The following is a 19,765-nucleotide window of genomic DNA, read 5'->3' on the forward strand; positions in this document are numbered from 1 at the left end:
AACATTCACGCAACCATTCTCCGGGAAGGACGTGATGAACACGCCTGGCATGACCTGAAGGAGAATGTGTTGGGCGAACTGTATGAAGTGGTCTATACGAACTGGGCGGCAACCTGTCGGGCGAACACGGTATCGGGGCCAAGCGGGCAGAAGCCATGAACAAACATATGAGCGAAGCCCAGCTTACTGTTCTGAGATCCATTAAAAACGCCCTGGACCCCAACGGGATTATGAACCCCGGTAAAGTACTGGTACTCCAGTAGAAATCGTAATGCATCTAAAACGGGTGGAGTTCCGCCTGTCAGGATGTTTAAAAAACATTTAAAAAAACTACCGTAAAAATAAATAGAAGAGTATAAATAACCTTGTTATAGAAAAACCCCGGAAACCCGGGGTTTTCTCTTGTGATAATTCTAATTTCCTTCTTTTTTCTTGTCTTTAACATTCATTGCATAACTTTAAATATGTTATGCATTGGGCATGTTTCTGAGGCTCATTTATAGTTACCACGGTGCTATAGCACTCCTGCGGCCTGTTCTTTGGATTTGCAGTGAAGCACGATGGTATCTTTTACAGTCTAACGCATTTCTTCTTTTGATTTTTTGTACTCGTCAGAGGTAATTTCGTTTTTGTCATGCCTGGATTTAAGGGTGTCTAGAGCGTTTTCTCTGAGAGCATTTTTGACACCGGCATTGACGGCCCAGTAGACTACCAAACCCAACAGCGCAAGTGGATGAGCATCATAAAGATCATACCGAACCATCCCATGCCGTAACCTGGTTTCTGAAAGCTAAACATATCTGATTTATACAGGATAATCCAGATTCATTTAGTTTTCTCTCCCGCCGACTAACGAGAGGCAGTGTCACAGGATTCAACTGCTAGGCCATAAGCTCTCGCTTATGTTCCGGGTGGATCACCCCGCAGGGTTCCCCGCCGCTGCCTAAAGCAAACGTACTGCCCGGAGAAGGTGTTACCTCCACCTGGATTGATAGTATTCCATGCCCGACTTTCACAGCGTGTCTTTGCGACATGGAAATATTTACATCATTGTTATTCTAGCAGTCTTTATGATTAATTACAACTGTGAAACCGCAAGAAACAGGTTTTTTCACCTCCTGTTTTATTGCTTTTTTAGCAGATTTAAATAGCTATTTAGTAACTGCTTCAAACTTCCATTATCAAATAATAACTAAGTTTATACCCTATATTATAATACACTGTTACGAACTATTTATTACCCGTTTATTACATTATACTTACTTATCGGTGGCATTCCTCCCGAAAAACCTTACAAAAGGTTTCCGTCAACAGCAGCACATGATCGATAAATTCATCCGGATAACTCAAGCCTCTGGAAGCAAAAAATTCAGGATCCTCCAGGTAAACGGACACCGGGTGCCTGCCAAAAACATTGATAAACTGCTCCATGGATGATATGGTCATACTATCCCCTCCCAAGAGCAGTTTAGCAACATAATGTGACATTACAATTAATCTTCTGTTATTAATCCATTAAATTCTGTTTATAATTGTAGAAAAGCCTCCCCGGGAGAGGCCTTGGTGTCACCTTTAAACTCTGCCTACCATGCTGAAATCCCTTTTAATGCCCGGCATACCCGGTTGCCAGCCCGCAGGCACCCCCAGGCCGGTGGCAGCCTCAAACTGCAGTCCCTGAATAACCCGGATGATTTCATCTTATTGTACGTAGCAGCATCATTATTTGACACTGGACAAAACATCATGGTTTTAACTTTACAGCGAAAAGTTTGTTTGGTTTAATTATGAAAGATGGTTTTATAGGAGGGTATTGCCAATGACCGAAAACAATGCCTGTGGCTGCAAACCCCGCAAAATTTCCAAGGGATTGCTGACCAGGGTGGGGAATTTTATTCGTGATAAATCTGTTGACGGTATTTGTGTGAAAAGTGTGGCTGACATCGCCGATGAAATGGGCCTGCTGCTGCCCAACATCGTGGTGGATGCTTTGGACAAGCTGGAGGAAAAGGGTACCATTAAAGTAAAAGAACGGGGCAAAGAGCTGACGGACGTCAGCACCTTTCTCTATATCGGGGATGATGAAGTCACCAAACTGATGTCCAGTACGGTATTGCTGACCCATGAACTGGCAGAGACCCTGGGGGATCACCCCCAGTTTCAACAGTTAAAGCAAAGGGTGAATGAAATAATCAATATCCTTGAGCAGCAGAACAAAGAAGTGCAGGAGTTTCAAGCCTTCAAGAGCGGTGTGGTCAGACAGATCGAAGCCCAGGACGGTGTCTACCACATCATTTCTAAGACCCGTTTAAATAATTTGTTTATTGAAGAAACCAGAAGGTAGCCGTATGAAAATTGATAAACAAAGCGCCGTCATCGGCTCCATCGTGCTGGTGGGCAGTTCAGTTGCCCAGCATCTCCTTTATGGACACATTGACTGGGTGTACAGCATTCTTATGGCCATTGTTTTCATTATCCTGGCCCCTTATATAAGCAAGAAAAAATAATGAACCGGGATGAAATATCCCGGTTTCCTTCTTTATTGGGGCCAGCCTGCGGCGGGGTCTTTGTCAAACTCCAGCCCGATCATGGTAATGGAGTCATCAAAGATGTCCGGGCTGTGGTGTTCCTTAAACCTTAAAATCATACCGAACATGGGAGACTTTGTATTAAGCTCCTGCAGTTTTTGCAGGATCTGTCCGGCCTTGTTGCTGGCAAATTTGATGACAAAACCCACACCGTCGGTAAAAGCCAGGTAAAGCAGGTAGGCGTCCTCTTCTTTGTTGTACTCCCAGCGATATTCAAATTTTCCGGTATGTGCCGCAGCAATCCGGTTATTGGGATGAATGGCTTGATAGGGGACTTCAAAATCCGGGTGTTCCAGAATAATTCCTATGGTTTCTTTGGCCTTTCTTGGTTTGATGGTACCAATGCTGCCGCCGAGGGGCTCAATTGTTTTAATCTTGGCATCGGTGTTCATAAAAGTTCCTCCTTTTGTAAGAAACAATTCCTTACCTATTTTGTCCATTGTTTTTTATAATACATAGTAACATACAAAAAAACAACCTCGGGCTGTTGATTTCGGTTATAAAACAAGGAGGTGCCCCCATGGATTACCCGCTGCCGGATGTGATTAAACAAAAGGTGTGACAAGGACGGACATCTTCGGGTAAGACCTTTGGAAATGTTTACGCAGCAAGTGGAAGTAGACGGGCATTTAAAGGACCGGTTTGAATTTCTCGAATAAACGGTTTTAGTGAGGGCATGCATGTACGAATGCTTCCCGGTGGGTGGCCCTGGAAGATTTTCTGGCCAGGGAAACAGTAGCGATCATACAAAAGAACACTGTTAATAAAAGGGGTTCCGGCAAGAGCGGGTTGCTTTTTGTGGACGCCCCCGGCCATCCTCAGGTTTTACTTTTCGCCCCGCTTCGGCAAGCACCCGGGCGACTTAGCCCTTCCCCGCAAGTTTGAATTATCTGCAGCAGTGAACCGGTTAAGGACATTACAGGTAAAATTTGCCCCTAAATAACGACAAATAAAAAAGAACCCTTGTTTTTCAAGGATCCCTTACTGGTCGGAGCGACAGGAGTTGAACCTGCGACCTCTACCACCCCAAGGTAGCGCTCTCCCAAACTGAGCTACGCCCCGATCTATACACTTGTCTTTCAGGGCGGCTTGCCCTGTCGACAAATGTTATTATAGCTAATGCAAAATCAAAAGTCAACAGACAAATTAACATATTTTAATATTCCCGTTTTGGCTTAGGGAGGTAATAGCTCATCGAAAAAAGCAATGTTTAAAATTATAGTTCGGACGGTAAGTCAAATTTCGCTACGATAAAGGTGTGGTCGGACGGCTTTTCTTTGCGCCTTGGTTCGATGTCGATCCAGGCTTTGGTTGAACACTTTGCCAGGGGGGCGGTGGCCCAGATGTGGTCGATGCGCCAGCCGAGGTTTCGTTCCAGTCCTTTGGGGATGCGGTAGTCCCAGAAAGTGAATTGGCCGCCGTCTGGTTGGTGCAGGCGGAATACGTCCTGGAAGCCCCACTCTTTGACATATTGCAGGGCCTGGTGTTCTTCCGGGTGAAAGCCCACTTTGCCCAGCAGCTGCTTGGATGGTGTACATCCTTTGGTTCCGGGGCGACATTAAAGTCGCCCATCCAGAGGACGGGATGATCCGGGCGGAAGTTGCGCTGGAAATAGTCCCGCAGGGCTTTGATCCAGGTAATCTTGTATTTAAATTTTTCACTGTCCGGGGACTGTCCCTGAGGGATGTAGGTGTTGATGACGGGAATCCCTTTGACAGACACGGCCAGCAAACGGGCTTCTCCCGCATCGGTAAAGGCTCCCAGGTGGCTATTTAACAGCACCATTGGGTGGGGGCTCAAGATGGCAACTCCGTTATAGGATTTTTGCCCTTTGTAGAGGCATGATAGCCGTCTTGCTTGAAATACTCTTCTGGGAAATCCGCATCCATTACCTTGGTTTCCTGGAGGCAGATGACATCCGGTTTATTTTCCTTCAGCCATTCCAGCAGTATTTCCTTCCGGCTGCGAATGGAGTTTACGTTAAAGGTGGCAACTTTAAAATTCATAAGAGGTTCCGTCCTTGTTTATTTTCATTACGAAAATACTTCTCTGCTGCTTCCTTAATAACCTTCCCGCAAATGAAAGCCTCCTAAAAATTATAACCCCTTTAATGACATAAAAAAATTGCGGGAGTACCGCAAACTCAATCCTGACTAAAATTCTTTTACATCTGTCAATACTGCTCTAACACACCAGGCCAGGATAAAAAACAAGCAGAAAACCAACCACATCTTGAGGTATTCACTCCTCTCCGGTTCCGAAACCTCACTCATGGTCAGTTACCTAATCAATTACCGGTTCTTTTACTTCCTTTGCCTGTTCAGTTGCATCTACACTTGCCAGTTGCTCCGGTAGTTCTCCCTCACGAGTGGTATTTTCGGCTTTCACCTCTGTTATACCACTATCATATTCAGAAAGTTGGTTTTCTATATCTATTTCCTTTGCTGCTATTTCTACCGCTTCCACAGAAGGGACTGCTTCCTGTTGGTCGTTAACAAATACCGCTTTGAGGCCAAAGGCTTCCTTAAAAAAGGCAGCTTTCTTTTTCAAATGATCATTCAGTGCATCCAAATTAACACCATCAATTTTGAAGAGGCAACGATTCCCTTCAATGTATACATCTCGAACTACAGTCTCACCACGGTGGAAGTAATCCAGAGCATCGGCGATCCTGAGGATGGCAATCAACTTGGGAAGCACTTCCCATCCATAACGGGAAAGGTCTTCATCCTCCAGCTTGACATCCTTACGGTGGTTGCGAACCAATAAGGCCAGCAACTGCCTTTCCTTTTTGGGATACCCTTCTAACTGCTGATCATTCATCACCAAGTAGGCAGCATGTTTGTGATGCTTTTTCGTTGAGATCTGTATGCCCAGGTCATGCAGCAACGCACCGTGACGGAGGAGATTTAATTCTTCTTCGCCCAATTGGTGCAAATCTCTTAGTTTTTCAAAAATGGTTGTTGCCAGCCGGTCCACAGTTTTGGCATGGAAGGAATCATAATGATATTTCTCCCCCAGTGCCAGCACCATCTCTAGATAAAACATATCACTGAGCAATTAGTTGAACACCTCCACTGTAATCAAAATTGCGCTTAATCTCCCGCTGTATCTTTTTCTGAATGCATTCGGGGCTTTCATGGCCATCCACAATGATAAAATTATACTCCTCGGCCATTTGGTCAAACTGCCTGGCCAGTAAGCTCTGATAGATTTGGAAGCTTTCAAATCGATCCTCGGACAGGCAAATGTCCATACCGGACTCCCAATAGTCCAGGGTACCGTACTTTTCAAAGGAACGGTACAGTAATACTTGGGGATCCACTTGCAGGTAAAAGATTATATCCGGTATCGGTGCAAAACCAAAGAGTTTGCGCTGCCAGTCCGTGGAAGCTCCGCGCACCCGATCCCTGGCCATTAGGGTGAAAATATAGCGGTCGGCCAAAACCACAAATCCTGCGGAGAGGGCCGGGAGAATTTTGTTTTCCAGTTGATCAGCAAAATCCGTTGCATAAAGTAAGCTTAGGGTGGTTTTTCCCAGGGTGTTACCCTGCTTGGCTTCGTCAATGGCGCCACCTACCAGTCCGGAGCGCCTTAGCCCGGTATCCAGTACAGCATGTCCATTGTCCTCCAGCCAGCGTTTTAAGGCATTGACCTGCCAGGAACGTCCCGAACAGTCCGCCCCCTCGATAACAATTAACTTGCCGGGGTAATGCTTATTCTTTAAGTAAGGCAGTCCTTTCCCGTAAAACTGAAGTTCCCGAACCATCTATGATTCCCCCTGCACTTTACAACTAAGGTATTTCCCGTAGGCCGGCGGGTGATATTCCCTGAGCATTCGGCTGACAATTTCTCTCATTAAATGCTGCTGCTCTTCGATGCTGCGGGTGGCATCCATCACCACAAAACCCTCTGACTCTGCTATCGTATCATACTGCTGCTTGATAATGCCTTGGAATAGCTGGAAGCTTTTGACCGGGTCACTGCTTAATCCCAAATCCATGCCTGCCTCGTGGTATTTTAGTTCGGCGCGACCTGTAAGAATACGGCCGATGGATACTTCCAGCGGGGCTTGAAAGTAAAAGGCCAGATCGGGCCGAAGTGCAAAGCCGTATATATTGCGTACCCACTCCGGATCGCAACCCCGGGCAATATCTCTGGCAAAGGCGGTATAGACATAGCGGTCGGCCAAAACCAAATACCCTGCCCGCAGGTGTGGCAAAATAAATTTTTCGTAACGGTCTGTAAAATCACTTGCATGAATAAGGCTAAAGGTCGTAGGCGTCAACAGATTCTGTTTTTTGCCTTTTTGGTGGACTTTTTGACCAGTTCCGAGGAGTTCCACTCGGTATAGAAAACCGGATAGTGCTGTTTTTCCAACCATCGTTTCAGCAGGTATAGCTGGGTGCTCTTACCTGACCCATCGCACCCCTCTACAATGATTAACCTTCCATTATAGCCGCCTAATTCACGACTTCTCACTGTGTCTCCTGGTTTCTGAAAACTAAACATATCTGATATACACAGGATAATCCAGATTTATTTAGGTTTCTCTCCCGCCGACTAACGAGAGGCAGTATCACAGGATTCAACTGCTAGGCCATAAGCTCTCGCTTATGTTCCGGTGGATCACCCCGCAGGGTTCCCCGCCGCTGCCTAAAGCAAACGTACTGCCCGGAGAAGGTGTTACCTCCACCTGGATTGATAGTATTCCATGCCCGACTTTCACAGCGTGTCTTTGCGACATGGAAATATTTACATCATTATTCTAGCAGTCTTTGTGATTAATTACAACTGTGAAACTGCAAGAAACAGGTTTTTTCACCTCCTGTTTTATTGCTTTTTTAGCAGATTTAAATAGCTATTTAGTAACTGCTTCAAACCTCCTTGGTTGTATGGACTGTATAATTAAGTTGTATTAACCATAAAATTTGGCACAGGTTCCTTTTTTATATCACAATCTCCAAGATGTGGTATTTTATAGTTTCGACGCAGCGGTCATACTTCCTGCCATTGCCCCGGTTGGTAAAAAAGAGAAATTATTTCAGAAGATTAATTCCCCTACCAAAAAATTGTTATGGCCTGGTCTTCAACATGATTTTATTGCTACTGGGAGGAAAGTTTGGATAGAGCGAGAATTTATTAAATTGGAGCTTTTTATATTACCCTGAGGTTATAAAATTTAAAGGTTGGATAATAAAAACAAAGCTTTATCTTAGGAGGCCCCCCCGTGAGTTTATATTCATTTGACGGACAAGGATTGAAAAAAATGATTCTGGGTAGTACAAATTTACTGGCCCGGTATAAATCTGAAATAGATGCCCTGAATGTTTTTCCGGTTCCCGACGGGGATACAGGCAATAACATGTATTTAACACTCCTGGCGGCGGCAAAAGAGATACAGAATTTGGAGACCACCCATATCGGTGAGGTGGCTGAGGCGGCTGCCCAGGCTTGTCTGATGGGTGCCCGGGGCAATTCCGGCGTGATCCTCTCCCAACTGGTGCGTGGTTTTGCCAGGGCACTGGCGGGTAAGGACCGGGCCAATGCTTTAGAAGTTGTAGAAGCATTGGAAGAGGGAGCCAAATTTACTTATCAGGCCGTCATGAATCCGGTGGAAGGGACTATGCTCACCGTGATGCGGCGCAGTGCCGAAGCTGCCAGAACAGCTGTTCTCCGCAATTATGACTTGCTCAGGGTCATGATTATTACCCTCAGGGAAGCGCGGTTAGCCCTGAGCGAGACGCCTGAACTTTTACCGGTTTTAAAACAGGCGGGCGTTGTGGATGCCGGGGGCCGGGGTTATGTGGTGATTTTGGAGGGTATTCTTAACGTCTTAAAGAGGGCGGAAGATTTCAGCCTGTTAAAGGATTTCACCACCCGGCAGGAAAGCAAGACTTCCAAAGGACTCACCCGGGAACTTGATACCGAAATTCACTTCACCTATTGCACAGAATTTCTGGTGAAGGGTTCCAATATTCCTTTAGATACCTTGCGGCACGAGTTGGCCCCCTACGGGGACTGCCTAATGGTGGTTGGCTCCGATCGGGTGGCCAAGGTGCATATTCATTCCAACCACCCGGGGCTGGTGCTGGAAAACTGTTTAAATTACGGTTCCCTTCATGACCTGGCCATTCATAACATGAAGGAACAACATCAACAATTGAAAAAAGGACCCTCTCCTGAAAAGGAAGTCGGTATCGTTACCGTGGGCACAGGAGAAGGCATTATTGACATTATGAACAGCCTGGGTGCGGACACCGTGGTGATGGGCGGGCAAACCATGAACCCCAGCACGGAAGAGATTGTCCGGGCCATCCGGGGAGTGCCTGCCCGGGGTGTGCTGTTGCTGCCCAATAACAAAAACATTATTTTAGCTGCCGAACAGGCGGCCAGTCTGGTGAAGGACAAAGAGATAAAGGTTGTTCCCACTCGTACCATTCCCCAGGGGTTAAGCGCCCTGCTGGCGCAAAACCCCACCGGCAGCCTGGAAGACAATTTTCAACAGATGTCCGGCGCTGCCCGGTCCATTGTAACCGGGGAAGTGACCAGAGCGGTTCGGGAGACCGTCCATAACGGGTTAAACATTCAGCAGGGTGATTTGATCGGCATTGCCGAAGGGAATATTGTGGCTGTGGGTCAGGACCTTACCCGGGTGGTCAAAGAACTGCTTGACGGCATGCTGGCAGAAGATCATTCCCTGGTGACCCTGTATTACGGGGCGGATGTGGGTCAGCGGGCAGAAGAAATTCTGGAGCAATTAAAAGTTCATTATCCTGAAATAGAATTTGAGCTGCACTACGGTGGACAGCCGCTATATCAGTTTATTCTTTCCGCAGAGTAAAGGTTTAGGCAGGTGATGTTATGCCACCGGTACGCATTGTTACAGACAGCACCGCAGATTTACCCGAAGCGTTATACCAACAGTTCGGCATCAGCAGGGTGCCCTTAAAGGTACTCTTTGGACCGGAGATTTACCGTGACGGTTTCGATATTACCCCGGAGCAATTTTATAAGCGGCTGCGGCAGGGGAATCTGGCCAGCACTTCCCAACCTTCGCCCGGCGAGTTTGCCCAGGTCTTTGAGACTTTAACCGCAGACGGTTCCCGGGTGATCTGCCTGACTTTATCCAACCAGTTCAGCGGCACCTACCAGTCTGCCAGGTTGGCTACCAACATGGTGAAAGGCGAGGTGGAAGTCATTGATACCCAATCCGCCAGTTGGGGTGTCGGGTTAATGGCGATGGCTGCGTCCCGGGCAGCATCAGAAGGAAAATCCTGTGTAGAGATAAAGGCCTTAATTGAAGGTTTAATTCCTAAAATGAAAATATTGTTTCTGGTTGATTCACTACAATACCTGGAACGGGGCGGTCGTATCGGGAAGGCCCAGGCTTTTCTCGGCTCTTTGCTAAACATTAAACCCCTCCTTGGTGTCAGGGACGGGATTGTTTACCCCTACGAGAAAGTCCGGGGTAAAAATAAAGGTTTGGAAAGAATGATCCAGATTGCCGCCCAGGACGCCGGGAACGCTGAAATCGTATGCGCCGTCCTGGGCGGCAGCGACCCGGAGACCAGGGAAACATTGCACCAAAAGGCAATGGAAAGGCTGAACTGCCGTGAGATCTGGCTGGGGGATGTCGGGCCAGTGATCGGAAGTCATGTGGGCCCCGGGGTTAGCGGAATTATTTATTATACGTTATAATAAGCTGACAGCCTGAACCAGGCTGTTATGCTTTTTAGCATTGAGGTCATTTGGCAAAAGTGTTAAACGAATCCCGTTCGTAAAGACAAAAGCGGAGGCGTAAAGATGGGCTGCAGCAAAAATAATTTCATAAACAGGATCACCGGTTCTTCTGCCCTGGCAGCCCTGAGACACCGGAATTTCCGCTTGTTTTATTTCGGCCAAATGATCTCCGTCATTGGATTCTGGGTGCAAAATGTGGCCCAGGCCTGGGTGGTCTTAGAATTGACCAATTCACCCTTCCTGCTGGGGCTGGTAACCTTTGTTCAATTTTTACCCAACCTGTTCTTTTCGCTGGTGGCCGGGGTGTTTGCAGATCGTTTTTCCAGAAGAACGTTAATCGTCGGCACGCAGACGGGTTTTATGGTTTTGGCCTTTCTTTTAACTGTCCTGAGCGGCAGCCATGTCCTCCGGTACTGGCATATTGTTTCTATCAGCTCCCTCATGGGAATCCTGCATGCCGTGGACATTCCGGCCAGGCAGGCCTTTCTGGTGGAAATGGTGGGACGTGAAAATTTAAGCAATGCCATTGCTTTAAACTCTTCCATGTTTAATGCCGCCAGGGTGCTGGGTCCTGCCCTGGGAGGAATCGTTTTGGCCAGATACGGCGCCACCACCTGTTTTTTACTGAATGCTGTCAGTTACTTGTTCGTTATTTTGGGGCTGGTGGCCATGACCATTGAAAAAAGGCTTATCGTGACCCAAAAGAAGGATATGCTGGGTCAGATTAAAGACGGGATGAACTATATAAAAATGACTCCCTCCGTTTTAATCCCGATGGCGCTTCTTGCTGCCGTCAGCGTTTCGGCTATGAACTTTGGCGTGTTGGTCCCCGTCTTTGCCCGCAATGTTCTGGGCCAGGGGCCCGAGGCTTTGGGGTCCTGGTATCCTCCCTGGGGATCGGCTCTCTGACCGGGGCCATTGTTCTGGTGCTTTTCAGCAACCATGGCAACCAGACAAAATTTCTCTGGGCCGGTGCTGTAGGGTTATCCCTGTTTCAAATTTTACTGGGCCAAATGCAGTGGTATTGGCCATCGGCGGTGTTGCTGATGGGAGCCGGGTGGAGTATGGTGAGCCTGAGCGCCTCCGTTAACAGCATTATCCAGATGCAGGTGCCGGATGAGCTGCGGGGCCGTGTCATGAGCGTTTACTCTTTGTCCTTTATCGGTTTGGCATCCGTCGGAGGCATGCTGGCAGGGGCGGTGGCCAGGTGGTTCGGCGCCACCGCTGCTTTTACCGCCGGGGGTTCTCTGGCGCTGCTGGCTACCCTGTGGCTGGCCAGGCGCTGGCGTTTGGCAAAATGCTCCTATGGTAATTAAAAAATATTTTATTATCGAACATGAAGCAGGTTTTTTCCCCTGGGCAGAGAATATCTCCTGTGAATACTTAACGGAGGTGTCTTATGAAAAGAGTTGCCATCTTTACCTGTAAAAAGATTCGAGATGTCAGCTGTGTGGCCTGCCTCAAATGCTTTAAGGCCGCGGAGTTAAAGGACGGGGAATTTGGCCGTCATGAGGGCGAGGTTAAAATTGTGGCCATGACCAACTGTGGGGACTGCCCCGGTCTGGTAATGCCCAGGGCCCAGCTTTTATCGGAAATGGCAGACTACCTGGAGCGGGACATTGATGCCGTGCATATCGGCACCTGCATGGTAAAAGCTGTGCAAACCGCCGGCTGTCCCATTGACCTGGAAGGGATTAAAAAGAAACTGGAAACCAAGTTCAGTGAAGTGGTTATCGGTACCCACAATTACTAGGGTAAAGCATAGGTGCAGGTCTAAGGCCTGCACCTATTGACAACCTTGTTAACATAAGATAAACTTTAGTTAAAGGGGAGTAGCCCAGTGAAACGAAGTCAACAGTACGGTGTTCGCAGCACCTGGCTTCGTTGTTGGATCTTCCAACGGCAAGACCTTTAACACAGAGTTCTTTATTTGATGAGCTTTGTGTTAAAGGTCTTTTTCTATTATCTTCAGCCATATTTGGGAGGTGAGGGGCCATACTAATAGATAAGGTTTCATTGGCAGGATTTTAACCGGGGTGATTCGAATACTGTATTATTCCAAAGGAGGGAATTAGGATGAACAACCTGAAAGTAATTGCTCTAATGGGAATTTTAAGCGTGATCCTTGTTGCCATCGGCCAGGCTGTCGGCGGTCCCAGGGGCGCCACCACTTTTCTGTTGATTTCGTTGGGAATGAACCTGTTCAGCTATTTTTACAGTGATAAAATTGCCATTAAGATGACCGGTTCAAAGCCGGTAACCGAACAGGAAGCACCGGAACTTTATGCCATTATCCGTAAATTGGCCCAACGGGCCAGGCTGCCGATGCCCAAAGTCTATATTACACCTTCCCATCAACCCAATGCCTTTGCCACCGGTCGCAGCCCCCAGCATGCTGCGGTGGCGGTTACAGAAGGTTTGCTCCACCTGTGCGACCGTGATGAGCTGGAAGGTGTCCTGGCCCATGAATTGGCCCACATCGCCAACCGGGATATCCTGGTGGGTACCATTGCTGCAGCATTTGCCGGCGCCATTACCTGGATCGCCAACATCATTCAGTGGGGAGCCATTTTTGGCGGTCTGCGGGGTGATGACGAAGAGGGCGGCGGCATCGGGGCCCTGGTGCTGGCCATGATCGCCCCCATCGCGGCCACCATCGTTCAACTGGCCATTTCCCGGTCCCGGGAATACGGCGCCGATGAACTGGGTGCCCGGATTGCGGGAAAACCGGACGGTCTGGCCAATGCCCTGCTGAAGCTGGAGCGGGCGGCACACCATATTCCCATGCAGGTGAACCCGGCTGCCTCTCACATGTTCATTACCAACCCGCTGTCAGGCCGTTCAGTGGTAAAACTGTTCAGTACCCACCCGCCCATTCAAGACCGCGTTCAACGTCTCCGCCAGATGAGATTTTAGTGTATTTACCAATGGGCACCCCCCGGGGGCTGCCCATCTTTCATATTGAAGCAAAGAGGTGGTAAAAGTTGATTGTAGGCCTGATGACGGTAGAACTGCACATTGGGGGGGCCACCACCCTGAAAGATAAAAGAAGGGTATTAAAAAGCATCGTTGACCGGGTCCGCAGCAAATATAACGTTTCCATTGCCGAGGTGGACAATCAGGATCTCTGGCAGCGGGCCACGCTGGGTGTGGCAGTGGTGAGTAATGAAACGGGCCATGTCAACCAGATGTTGGAAACCGTCATTCGTTCCATCGAGGCCAACGGAGGGGCGGACCTGATTCATTATTCTGTGGAAATACTGTAACAATTGCGTAAAATCACAGAATAGTATATCCTATAAAAAGGAAAAGATTGGTAGGGGGGATTCTGCTTGACCCGAGTGGAAGAATTAGCGAAGCAGATTGAGGACTTGACCTTTGAGGAACAAAAAATACTGTTTGACCTTCTAGCCGATACTTTGGATACATTTGGCTGGTTTAAGCTAAATGACATCAAGTTTTTTTAACCTTATAAACATATACGCCGAAAGCATCGGCTTAGGCATGAGAAAATATGAACTGATTAAGATTTAGGGCTGGCAGAAGGAGAACTCAGGTTTTCGGTTCAGTGTTAAATCTAGAAAGAGTAAAATACCGGAAAGTTATATCAACCCGGGTTATTATAAAATAATGTGATACCTTGTATAAAAGGAATATCATATTTGGGGGCTAATATTGTTTTAGAAAAGGCTTAAAATAAATGTTTCGGAGGAAATGATGATGAGACCCCAAAGTATGAAAATTTTTGATGAACTGCGCAATTTGAATGTTCTCACGGTGCAAAATGCCAAGCGGGAAGGCAAGAAGGTTGTGGGCTGCTACTGCACCTTTATCCCCCAGGAACTCATTCTGGCTGCCGGCGCGCACCCCGTCACCCTGTGCGGTACCCGCCAGGAACCGGTGGCTGCTGCGGAAAGGGATCTGCCCAGAAACCTGTGCCCTTTAATTAAATCCAGCTATGGTTTTGCCATTACCGGCAAGTGCCCGTATTTTGAGGCTGCGGACCTGTTGGTGGCCGAAACCACCTGTGATGGTAAGAAAAAAATGTACGAATTAATGGGCAAGATAAGGCCCGTGCATGTGATGAACCTGCCTCACAGTCCAAAGTCTGAAGAGGCGCTGGCTGCCTGGACCAATGAAATGCAGGTGCTAAAGGACTGGTTGGCTGAAAAGTTCGAAGTGGAGATCACCGAGGATGATATTCGCAAGGCCATCAAATTAATGAACAGGGAAAGGGAAGCCATGCGTCGGCTGCATGCCACTACCAAAGTAAAGCCTTCGCCTGTCACCGGTGTGGATTTGCTGGTATCCGTCTGGACCAAAGGTTTTAATATTAACAAAGAAGATGGGATTAAGTTAGTGGAGGATTTAACGGCTGAAATTGAGGAAACGGCAGCCCGGGGATTGAGCCCCTTCACCGGTGAAACCCCGCGGATTCTTTTAACCGGCTGCCCTGTGGGTTTTGGTTCTGAGAAGGTAGTCCGGCTGCTGGAGGAATGCGGCGCCTCGGTGGTGGCCTTTGAGAACTGTTCCGGTTACAAGGCCCTGGACCGGTTGGTGGATGAGGATCCAAACAAAGATGTTATGCTGGCATTGGCTGAGAAATACCTGAGCATCCCCTGTTCCTGCATGTCTCCTAACGAAGGAAGACTGGAATTAATTGATAAGCTGGCCAAGGAGTACCAGGTGGACGCAGTGGTGGATTTAACCTGGCAGGCCTGCCATACCTATAACGTGGAAGCCTTTGTGATCCGGGATTATGTGCAAAACCAGCTGAATTTGCCTTATATGCACCTGGAAACCGACTACTCCGAGTCCGATGTGGAACAGCTGAGAGTGCGGGTTCAGGCTTTTGTGGAACTCATCCAGGGGGAATAAAGGATGATTACCTCGGGCATCGATGTGGGTTCGGTTTCCACAAAGGTTGTTCTGCTGCTGGATGATGAGGTTAAGTACTTGGTCCGTCCCACCGGGTGGAGTCCCAGAGATGCCGGCTTGCAAACTTACGAGGAATTGCTGGAAGCAGTAGGAATTCGGGAAAGGGATGTCCAATGTAAAGTCGGCACCGGATATGGACGGGTTTCCCTGGGCTTCATTGACAAGGCAGTGACTGAAATCCACTGCCATGCCCGGGGTGCCGGTTACCTGGCAGGCGCAGGGGGACTGGTCATTGACATTGGAGGGCAGGACAGCAAGGCTATCTTAACCAATGATCAGGGCAAGGTACTTGACTTTGTCATGAATGATAAGTGTGCTGCCGGTACCGGTCGTTTTTTACAAGTGATCGCAGCGGCTCTGGGCGTAGACGTGAGCGAATTGGGAGAACTGGCCCGGGGTCGGCAGCCTCTGGAGATTAACAGCATGTGTACCGTCTTTGCAGAATCGGAAGTCATCAGCCTACTGGCCAAGGGTGAGGATAAAAGAGACATTATCGCCGGCATCCACCGCTCGGTGGCCAGGCGAGTCTGGGGCATGGCCAGCCGGTTTGCTCCCGCCGGTAAGGTCATCTTTACCGGCGGCGTGGCCAAAAATCCGGACGTTCGAGAGCGGCTGGCGCGGGCAGCCGGCTGTGAGGTCATTGCCCCGGCCATGGGCCAACTGGCAGGGGCCCTGGGGGCCGCCCTTTATGCCAAGGAACTGACGCTTAAAAAGTAACGGTAAAAGAGTTTTCCTTATGAGGAGACTCTTTTCCTTTTTATGGAGTTGCCCAAGCCGGCCGGCATTTCCTTGTCAACTCTTGCCTGTACCAACAATTCATCTAATAAAAGCCTAATTTTGTATAGATTTAACGCCCCAGAGAATGATAATATTGAACTTGAGGTGAATGAGTCGATGCAGGGCACATTAATCAAACATCTTGGAAAACATGTGGGCGAAGAAGTAACCATTCAGGGGTGGTTATACAACAAGCGCTCATCGGGGAAAATTCAGTTTCTTATTCTAAGGGACGGTACCGGACTGGTTCAGGGGGTTCTGGTAAAGAAGGAGGCCCCGGAACTTTTTGATATGGCCAAGGACATCACCCAGGAATCCTCCCTCCGGGTGAAGGGGATCGTCCGCGAGGAACCCCGTTCGGTGGGGGGTTACGAACTCACGGTGACAGGTCTGGAGATCATCAATCTGGCGGAGGAATATCCCATTTCCCACAAGGAGCACGGGGTAGACTTCCTAATGGACCGCCGTCACCTGTGGATCAGGACACCCAGGCAAAATGCCATTTTGAGAATCAGGGCGGAGATTGAACAGGCCGCCAGGGACTTTTTCCATCAAAATGATTTCACCCTGGTGGACAGCCCCATCATTACGCCGGCAGCCTGTGAGGGAACCACCACGTTATTTGAACTGGACTACCACGGGGAAAAGGCCTACCTGTCCCAGAGCGGCCAGCTGTACAACGAGGCTTCTGCCATGGCGGTGGGTCGGATGTACTGCTTTGGCCCCACCTTCCGGGCGGAAAAATCAAAAACACGCCGGCATCTGATGGAATTCTGGATGATTGAAGCGGAAGCAGCCTTCTTTGATCATGAAGACAACATGAAACTGCAGGAAGAACTGGTTTACTTCATTGTCCAGCGGGTGCTGGAACGCAGGCGGCAAGACCTGGAGTTCCTGGGCCGGGACATCAGCAAACTGGAAGCCGTTCAATTGCCCTTCCCCCGCCTCAGCTACACTGAGGCCGTGGAATTGCTCAAGAGCAAGGGAGAGGAATTTACCTGGGGTGACGACTTTGGGGCTCCACACGAAACCATTATTTCCGAAAGTTTTGATGCGCCGGTCTTCATCCACCGTTTCCCCGCTGAAATTAAAGCTTTCTATATGAAACCGGACCCGGAAGATCCCAGGGTGGTGCTGGGGGCGGATTTGATTGCACCGGAGGGCTACGGCGAGATGATTGGCGGCGGCCAGCGCCTTGATGACCTGAAACTGCTGGAGCAGAGAATCGAAGAACATAAATTGCCCAAGGAAGCCTTTGAGTGGTACCTTGATTTGCGGCGCTACGGCAGTGTACCCCACTCAGGATTTGGCCTGGGGCTGGAGCGGACGGTGGCCTGGATTTGCAAGCTGGATCACGTGAGGGAAACCATCCTTATCCGCGTATGCTGTACCGGGTTTATCCTTAAAAAAGATACAAAAAACCCCCGGGGAGTTCACTCCGGGGTTAATCTATAAAATTACTATGCAAGCAGTAAAAAGACGGGAGTGAAAATAATGAACCTTCTTTTTGGTCCATTTACATTAAACGGTAAACAACTGAAAAACAGGCTGGTCTTTGCACCAACCACCACCAGCTTTGCTACCGAAAACGCCGAAGTGACCCCGGGACTGGTTGACTACTACCGGCAGCGGGCAGCAGGCGGCGTAGGCACCATTATTATGGAACCGGGGGTGGTTAGTCCCAGAGGGAAACTAACCTCCAAGTCCATGGGTATATACAATGATGAAGCCATCGATTCCTTGAGTGAAATCACCAAGATTTTTAAAGATAACGGGGTAATTGCCTTTATTCAACTGGCCCACTCCGGACCCCGGGGCAGGTCGTCCTTTTTAGGTGAAATGCCCGTATCTCCCTCTGCGGTTCCCTTCTTTAAAGATGAGCCTACCTATGAGCTTACGAAAGAGGATATTGATCATGTCGTAAAGGACTTTGTGGCCGGCGCCCTGCGGGCACAACAGGCCGGCTTTGACGGGATTGAACTCCATGCAGCCCATGGTTACTTGCTGAGTTCTTTCCTTTCACCCATCATGAACCGGCGCACAGATGAATACGGTGGGTCCAATGCAAACCGGGCCAAGATTGTGGTTGACATTATTAAAGGCATCCGGGAGCAATTGGGAGACAAACTTCTGATTGGTGTTCGTTTTAACGGTAAAGAATATGGCGATCAAGGATTGGATCCTGCCGATGCTGTAGAGTTGGCGGGCATTTTTGAAGCTGCCGGGGCGGACCTGCTGCATGTCTCCGCCCATGAGGTAGAAGTGCCGTCCTGGTGGGGATGGCGGCCATACCGGCCACATCTGCTCCGGGGAAAAATGAGCCTATGGGCATTATTTAAGTTACGCGCACCAGGTCAAGGAGACCGTAACAATCCCGGTCATTGCCGTAGGCAAATTAAATAACCCGGAGGTGGCCGAAAGAGCGCTGGCTGAGAGGGACTGTGACCTGGTGGCTTTGGGCCGCAGCCTGATTGCGGACCCCAACTGGCCCAATAAAGTCCAATCCGGCGATACTCCGGACCAATGTCTGTACTGCAATACCTGTTTTAAGGGAATTACCCAGGGTGGTTTGATCTGTACGGTAAACAAGGAATTAAAAGCGAAGTAATGGATTAAGCCTGAAATTTCAGGGCTTCTTTTTATTCGTTGTGGTTAATTTAAAATTACGGCAGGTTAAAAAACTGTAAACTCGGTTGCACCAATACAGGCAGTGGGTTATAATGGGCACATGTCGGGCATATCAAAAGGAGGTTTTGCATGGCGAAAATACTGCACGCTAAATATATGGCCAAATGTATCGGCTGTTACTCCTGTATGCTTGCCTGTGCAAGGGTGATAAAGCATAGTTTTTCTCTTTCTAAATCCGCCATTCAAATCCATACAGCCGGGGGCTTGCAAAGCCGTTTTCTGGCGGATATTTGCCGGGGCTGCAGTGACCCGGCCTGTGCCAGGGCCTGCAACTGCGGCGCACTGCTGCCCCGGTCCGGCGGCGGGGTGCGATTCCTCCCCGATAAATGCATGGGCTGCCAGGACTGTGTGGAGGCCTGTGTGGTAAAAACTATCCGGTTTGACCATGAAAGCAACAAACCGATCATCTGCATCCAGTGCGGCACCTGTACCCGTTTTTGCCCCCACCAGGTGATTACGATGGAGGTGAAAAACGATGGGTGGTAAGCGAATTATGAAAGTGCTGGATATCGATTTAACCAATCAAAAGGTTGAGACCATCCGGCGGGAAGACCTGGCCCCTTATATCGGGGGAATCGGGGTGGCGGCCAAGCTGTTTTCCGAGTTGGTCCAACCGGATAAAGACCCCCTGGACCCGGAACAGCCCATCATCTTGGCCAACGGCCCCATGTCCACTATTTTTCCGGTGGTCACCAAAACGGTGGCGGTATTCCACTCCCCCTTACCGGAGAGTGGGGCGAAAGTTATGCCGGCATGCGACTGGCCCTGGCCATGCGTATGAGCGGCTTCCAGGCCATCGTCATACGAGGCAAAGCGGCACGTCCCATTTATCTATCCATCGGTCACCAGGGGGTACGTTTTAAAGACGCTTCGGCCCTCTGGGGGCTTTCCGTATCCGAGACAGGGAGCATATTAAGGAACCTGGAACCCGGCCGGGGGCACCGCAGCTGCATCCGCATCGGACCTGCCGGGGAGCAAGGCGTCCGTTTCGCCAATGTTAATGTGGATACCTACCGCCATTTCGGTCGGCTCGG

At 49.1% G+C, this 19,765-nt stretch carries 22 protein-coding genes, 1 tRNA gene and 7 pseudogenes; 19 read left to right on the top strand and 11 right to left on the bottom strand.

Annotation, left to right across the window (positions count from 1 at the left end):
- Window positions 1-101: 101 nt before the first annotated feature.
- Window positions 102-263, top strand: coding sequence for an FAD-linked oxidase C-terminal domain-containing protein (locus P378_RS22695; protein WP_274378626.1), 162 nt, complete (start codon window positions 102-104; stop codon window positions 261-263).
- Between the two features lie 314 nt (window positions 264-577).
- Here the strand turns inward: P378_RS22695 and P378_RS02090 are convergent, their stop codons facing one another.
- The 4 genes and pseudogenes from P378_RS02090 to P378_RS20615 all read right to left on the bottom strand — a co-directional run.
- A complete protein-coding gene (locus tag P378_RS02090) occupies window positions 578-763 on the bottom strand; it encodes an SHOCT domain-containing protein (protein ID WP_238472769.1) in 186 nt (61 codons plus the stop codon).
- Between the two features lie 118 nt (window positions 764-881).
- Entirely contained in the window at window positions 882-1,034 is a 153-nt protein-coding gene (locus P378_RS19265) for a hypothetical protein (protein WP_180260932.1), read from the bottom strand.
- A gap of 229 nt (window positions 1,035-1,263) precedes the next feature.
- A complete protein-coding gene (locus P378_RS02095) occupies window positions 1,264-1,446 on the bottom strand; it encodes a hypothetical protein (protein ID WP_099082105.1) in 183 nt (60 codons plus the stop codon).
- 126 nt (window positions 1,447-1,572) lie between these two features.
- A pseudogene (locus P378_RS20615) lies at window positions 1,573-1,695 on the bottom strand (peroxiredoxin); the annotation flags it as partial.
- A gap of 121 nt (window positions 1,696-1,816) precedes the next feature.
- Here P378_RS20615 and P378_RS02105 point away from each other — a divergent pair.
- Together P378_RS02105 and P378_RS19275 are read left to right on the top strand one after the other, a co-directional pair.
- The gene (locus P378_RS02105) at window positions 1,817-2,341 is read left to right on the top strand and encodes a hypothetical protein (RefSeq protein ID WP_099082106.1); all 525 of its coding nucleotides are present in this window, start codon (window positions 1,817-1,819) and stop codon (window positions 2,339-2,341) included.
- Window positions 2,342-2,345: 4 nt separating this feature from the next.
- A complete protein-coding gene (locus P378_RS19275) occupies window positions 2,346-2,504 on the top strand; it encodes a hypothetical protein (RefSeq protein ID WP_180260934.1) in 159 nt (52 codons plus the stop codon).
- Window positions 2,505-2,536: 32 nt separating this feature from the next.
- On the opposite strand, the gene P378_RS02110 is transcribed toward P378_RS19275, so the two are convergent.
- On the bottom strand, window positions 2,537-2,977 hold the full coding sequence (locus P378_RS02110; RefSeq protein WP_099082107.1) for a hypothetical protein: 441 nt from the start codon (window positions 2,975-2,977) through the stop codon (window positions 2,537-2,539).
- 183 nt (window positions 2,978-3,160) lie between these two features.
- On the opposite strand from P378_RS02110, the pseudogene P378_RS23905 reads away from it, so the two are divergent.
- Window positions 3,161-3,244: pseudogene (locus tag P378_RS23905) on the top strand (DUF1653 domain-containing protein); the annotation flags it as partial.
- A gap of 137 nt (window positions 3,245-3,381) precedes the next feature.
- Window positions 3,382-3,528, top strand: coding sequence for a hypothetical protein (locus tag P378_RS23295; RefSeq protein WP_338013802.1), 147 nt, complete (start codon window positions 3,382-3,384; stop codon window positions 3,526-3,528).
- A gap of 42 nt (window positions 3,529-3,570) precedes the next feature.
- Here P378_RS23295 and P378_RS02120 read toward each other — a convergent pair.
- The 6 genes and pseudogenes from P378_RS02120 to tmk (P378_RS02140) form a co-directional block, all read right to left on the bottom strand.
- Window positions 3,571-3,647 (bottom strand) — tRNA-Pro (locus tag P378_RS02120).
- A gap of 154 nt (window positions 3,648-3,801) precedes the next feature.
- Window positions 3,802-4,092, bottom strand: a complete 291-nt coding sequence (locus tag P378_RS20620) for an endonuclease/exonuclease/phosphatase family protein (RefSeq protein WP_238472770.1) — start codon at window positions 4,090-4,092, stop codon at window positions 3,802-3,804.
- A gap of 29 nt (window positions 4,093-4,121) precedes the next feature.
- Window positions 4,122-4,591: pseudogene (locus tag P378_RS23300) on the bottom strand (exodeoxyribonuclease III); the annotation flags it as partial.
- A gap of 277 nt (window positions 4,592-4,868) precedes the next feature.
- Window positions 4,869-5,645, bottom strand: a complete 777-nt coding sequence (locus P378_RS02130; protein WP_143338390.1) for an HD domain-containing protein — start codon at window positions 5,643-5,645, stop codon at window positions 4,869-4,871.
- Window positions 5,635-6,354, bottom strand: coding sequence for a dTMP kinase (gene tmk / locus P378_RS02135; RefSeq protein ID WP_099082109.1), 720 nt, complete (start codon window positions 6,352-6,354; stop codon window positions 5,635-5,637). The genes P378_RS02130 and tmk (P378_RS02135) overlap by 11 nt, the downstream gene beginning before the upstream one ends.
- Window positions 6,355-7,097: pseudogene (gene tmk / locus P378_RS02140) on the bottom strand (dTMP kinase).
- Between the two features lie 718 nt (window positions 7,098-7,815).
- Here tmk (P378_RS02140) and P378_RS02150 point away from each other — a divergent pair.
- The 14 genes and pseudogenes from P378_RS02150 to P378_RS23305 all read left to right on the top strand — a co-directional run.
- On the top strand, window positions 7,816-9,429 hold the full coding sequence (locus tag P378_RS02150; protein WP_099082111.1) for a DAK2 domain-containing protein: 1,614 nt from the start codon (window positions 7,816-7,818) through the stop codon (window positions 9,427-9,429).
- 20 nt (window positions 9,430-9,449) lie between these two features.
- Window positions 9,450-10,286, top strand: coding sequence for a DegV family protein (locus P378_RS02155; protein WP_099082112.1), 837 nt, complete (start codon window positions 9,450-9,452; stop codon window positions 10,284-10,286).
- Window positions 10,287-10,490: 204 nt separating this feature from the next.
- Window positions 10,491-11,644 (top strand): annotated as a pseudogene (locus tag P378_RS02160) (MFS transporter).
- Between the two features lie 83 nt (window positions 11,645-11,727).
- The gene (locus P378_RS02165; protein WP_099082113.1) at window positions 11,728-12,081 is read left to right on the top strand and encodes a CGGC domain-containing protein; all 354 of its coding nucleotides are present in this window, start codon (window positions 11,728-11,730) and stop codon (window positions 12,079-12,081) included.
- A 323-nt stretch (window positions 12,082-12,404) separates the two neighbouring features.
- Complete coding sequence (locus P378_RS02170; protein ID WP_099082114.1) at window positions 12,405-13,244, top strand: zinc metalloprotease HtpX; 840 nt, start codon at window positions 12,405-12,407, stop codon at window positions 13,242-13,244.
- Between the two features lie 68 nt (window positions 13,245-13,312).
- Window positions 13,313-13,594, top strand: coding sequence for a DUF503 domain-containing protein (locus P378_RS02175; protein WP_099082115.1), 282 nt, complete (start codon window positions 13,313-13,315; stop codon window positions 13,592-13,594).
- 66 nt (window positions 13,595-13,660) lie between these two features.
- Complete coding sequence (locus P378_RS22700; RefSeq protein WP_274378630.1) at window positions 13,661-13,795, top strand: hypothetical protein; 135 nt, start codon at window positions 13,661-13,663, stop codon at window positions 13,793-13,795.
- A gap of 253 nt (window positions 13,796-14,048) precedes the next feature.
- On the top strand, window positions 14,049-15,206 hold the full coding sequence (locus P378_RS02180) for a double-cubane-cluster-containing anaerobic reductase (protein ID WP_099082116.1): 1,158 nt from the start codon (window positions 14,049-14,051) through the stop codon (window positions 15,204-15,206).
- A gap of 3 nt (window positions 15,207-15,209) precedes the next feature.
- A complete protein-coding gene (locus P378_RS02185; RefSeq protein ID WP_099082117.1) occupies window positions 15,210-15,983 on the top strand; it encodes an acyl-CoA dehydratase activase in 774 nt (257 codons plus the stop codon).
- A gap of 177 nt (window positions 15,984-16,160) precedes the next feature.
- Window positions 16,161-17,449, top strand: a pseudogene (gene asnS, locus P378_RS02190) (asparagine--tRNA ligase).
- A gap of 88 nt (window positions 17,450-17,537) precedes the next feature.
- Entirely contained in the window at window positions 17,538-18,446 is a 909-nt protein-coding gene (locus P378_RS02195; RefSeq protein ID WP_099082118.1) for an oxidoreductase, read from the top strand.
- Window positions 18,424-18,651, top strand: a complete 228-nt coding sequence (locus P378_RS22705) for an oxidoreductase (protein ID WP_274378627.1) — start codon at window positions 18,424-18,426, stop codon at window positions 18,649-18,651. Before P378_RS02195 ends, P378_RS22705 begins: the two co-directional genes overlap by 23 nt.
- Window positions 18,652-18,800: 149 nt before the next feature.
- On the top strand, window positions 18,801-19,217 hold the full coding sequence (locus P378_RS02205) for a 4Fe-4S dicluster domain-containing protein (RefSeq protein ID WP_099082120.1): 417 nt from the start codon (window positions 18,801-18,803) through the stop codon (window positions 19,215-19,217).
- A gap of 7 nt (window positions 19,218-19,224) precedes the next feature.
- A pseudogene (locus P378_RS23305) lies at window positions 19,225-19,757 on the top strand (aldehyde ferredoxin oxidoreductase N-terminal domain-containing protein); the annotation flags it as partial.
- Window positions 19,758-19,765 lie beyond the last annotated feature (8 nt).

The organism is Desulforamulus profundi, from assembly GCF_002607855.1.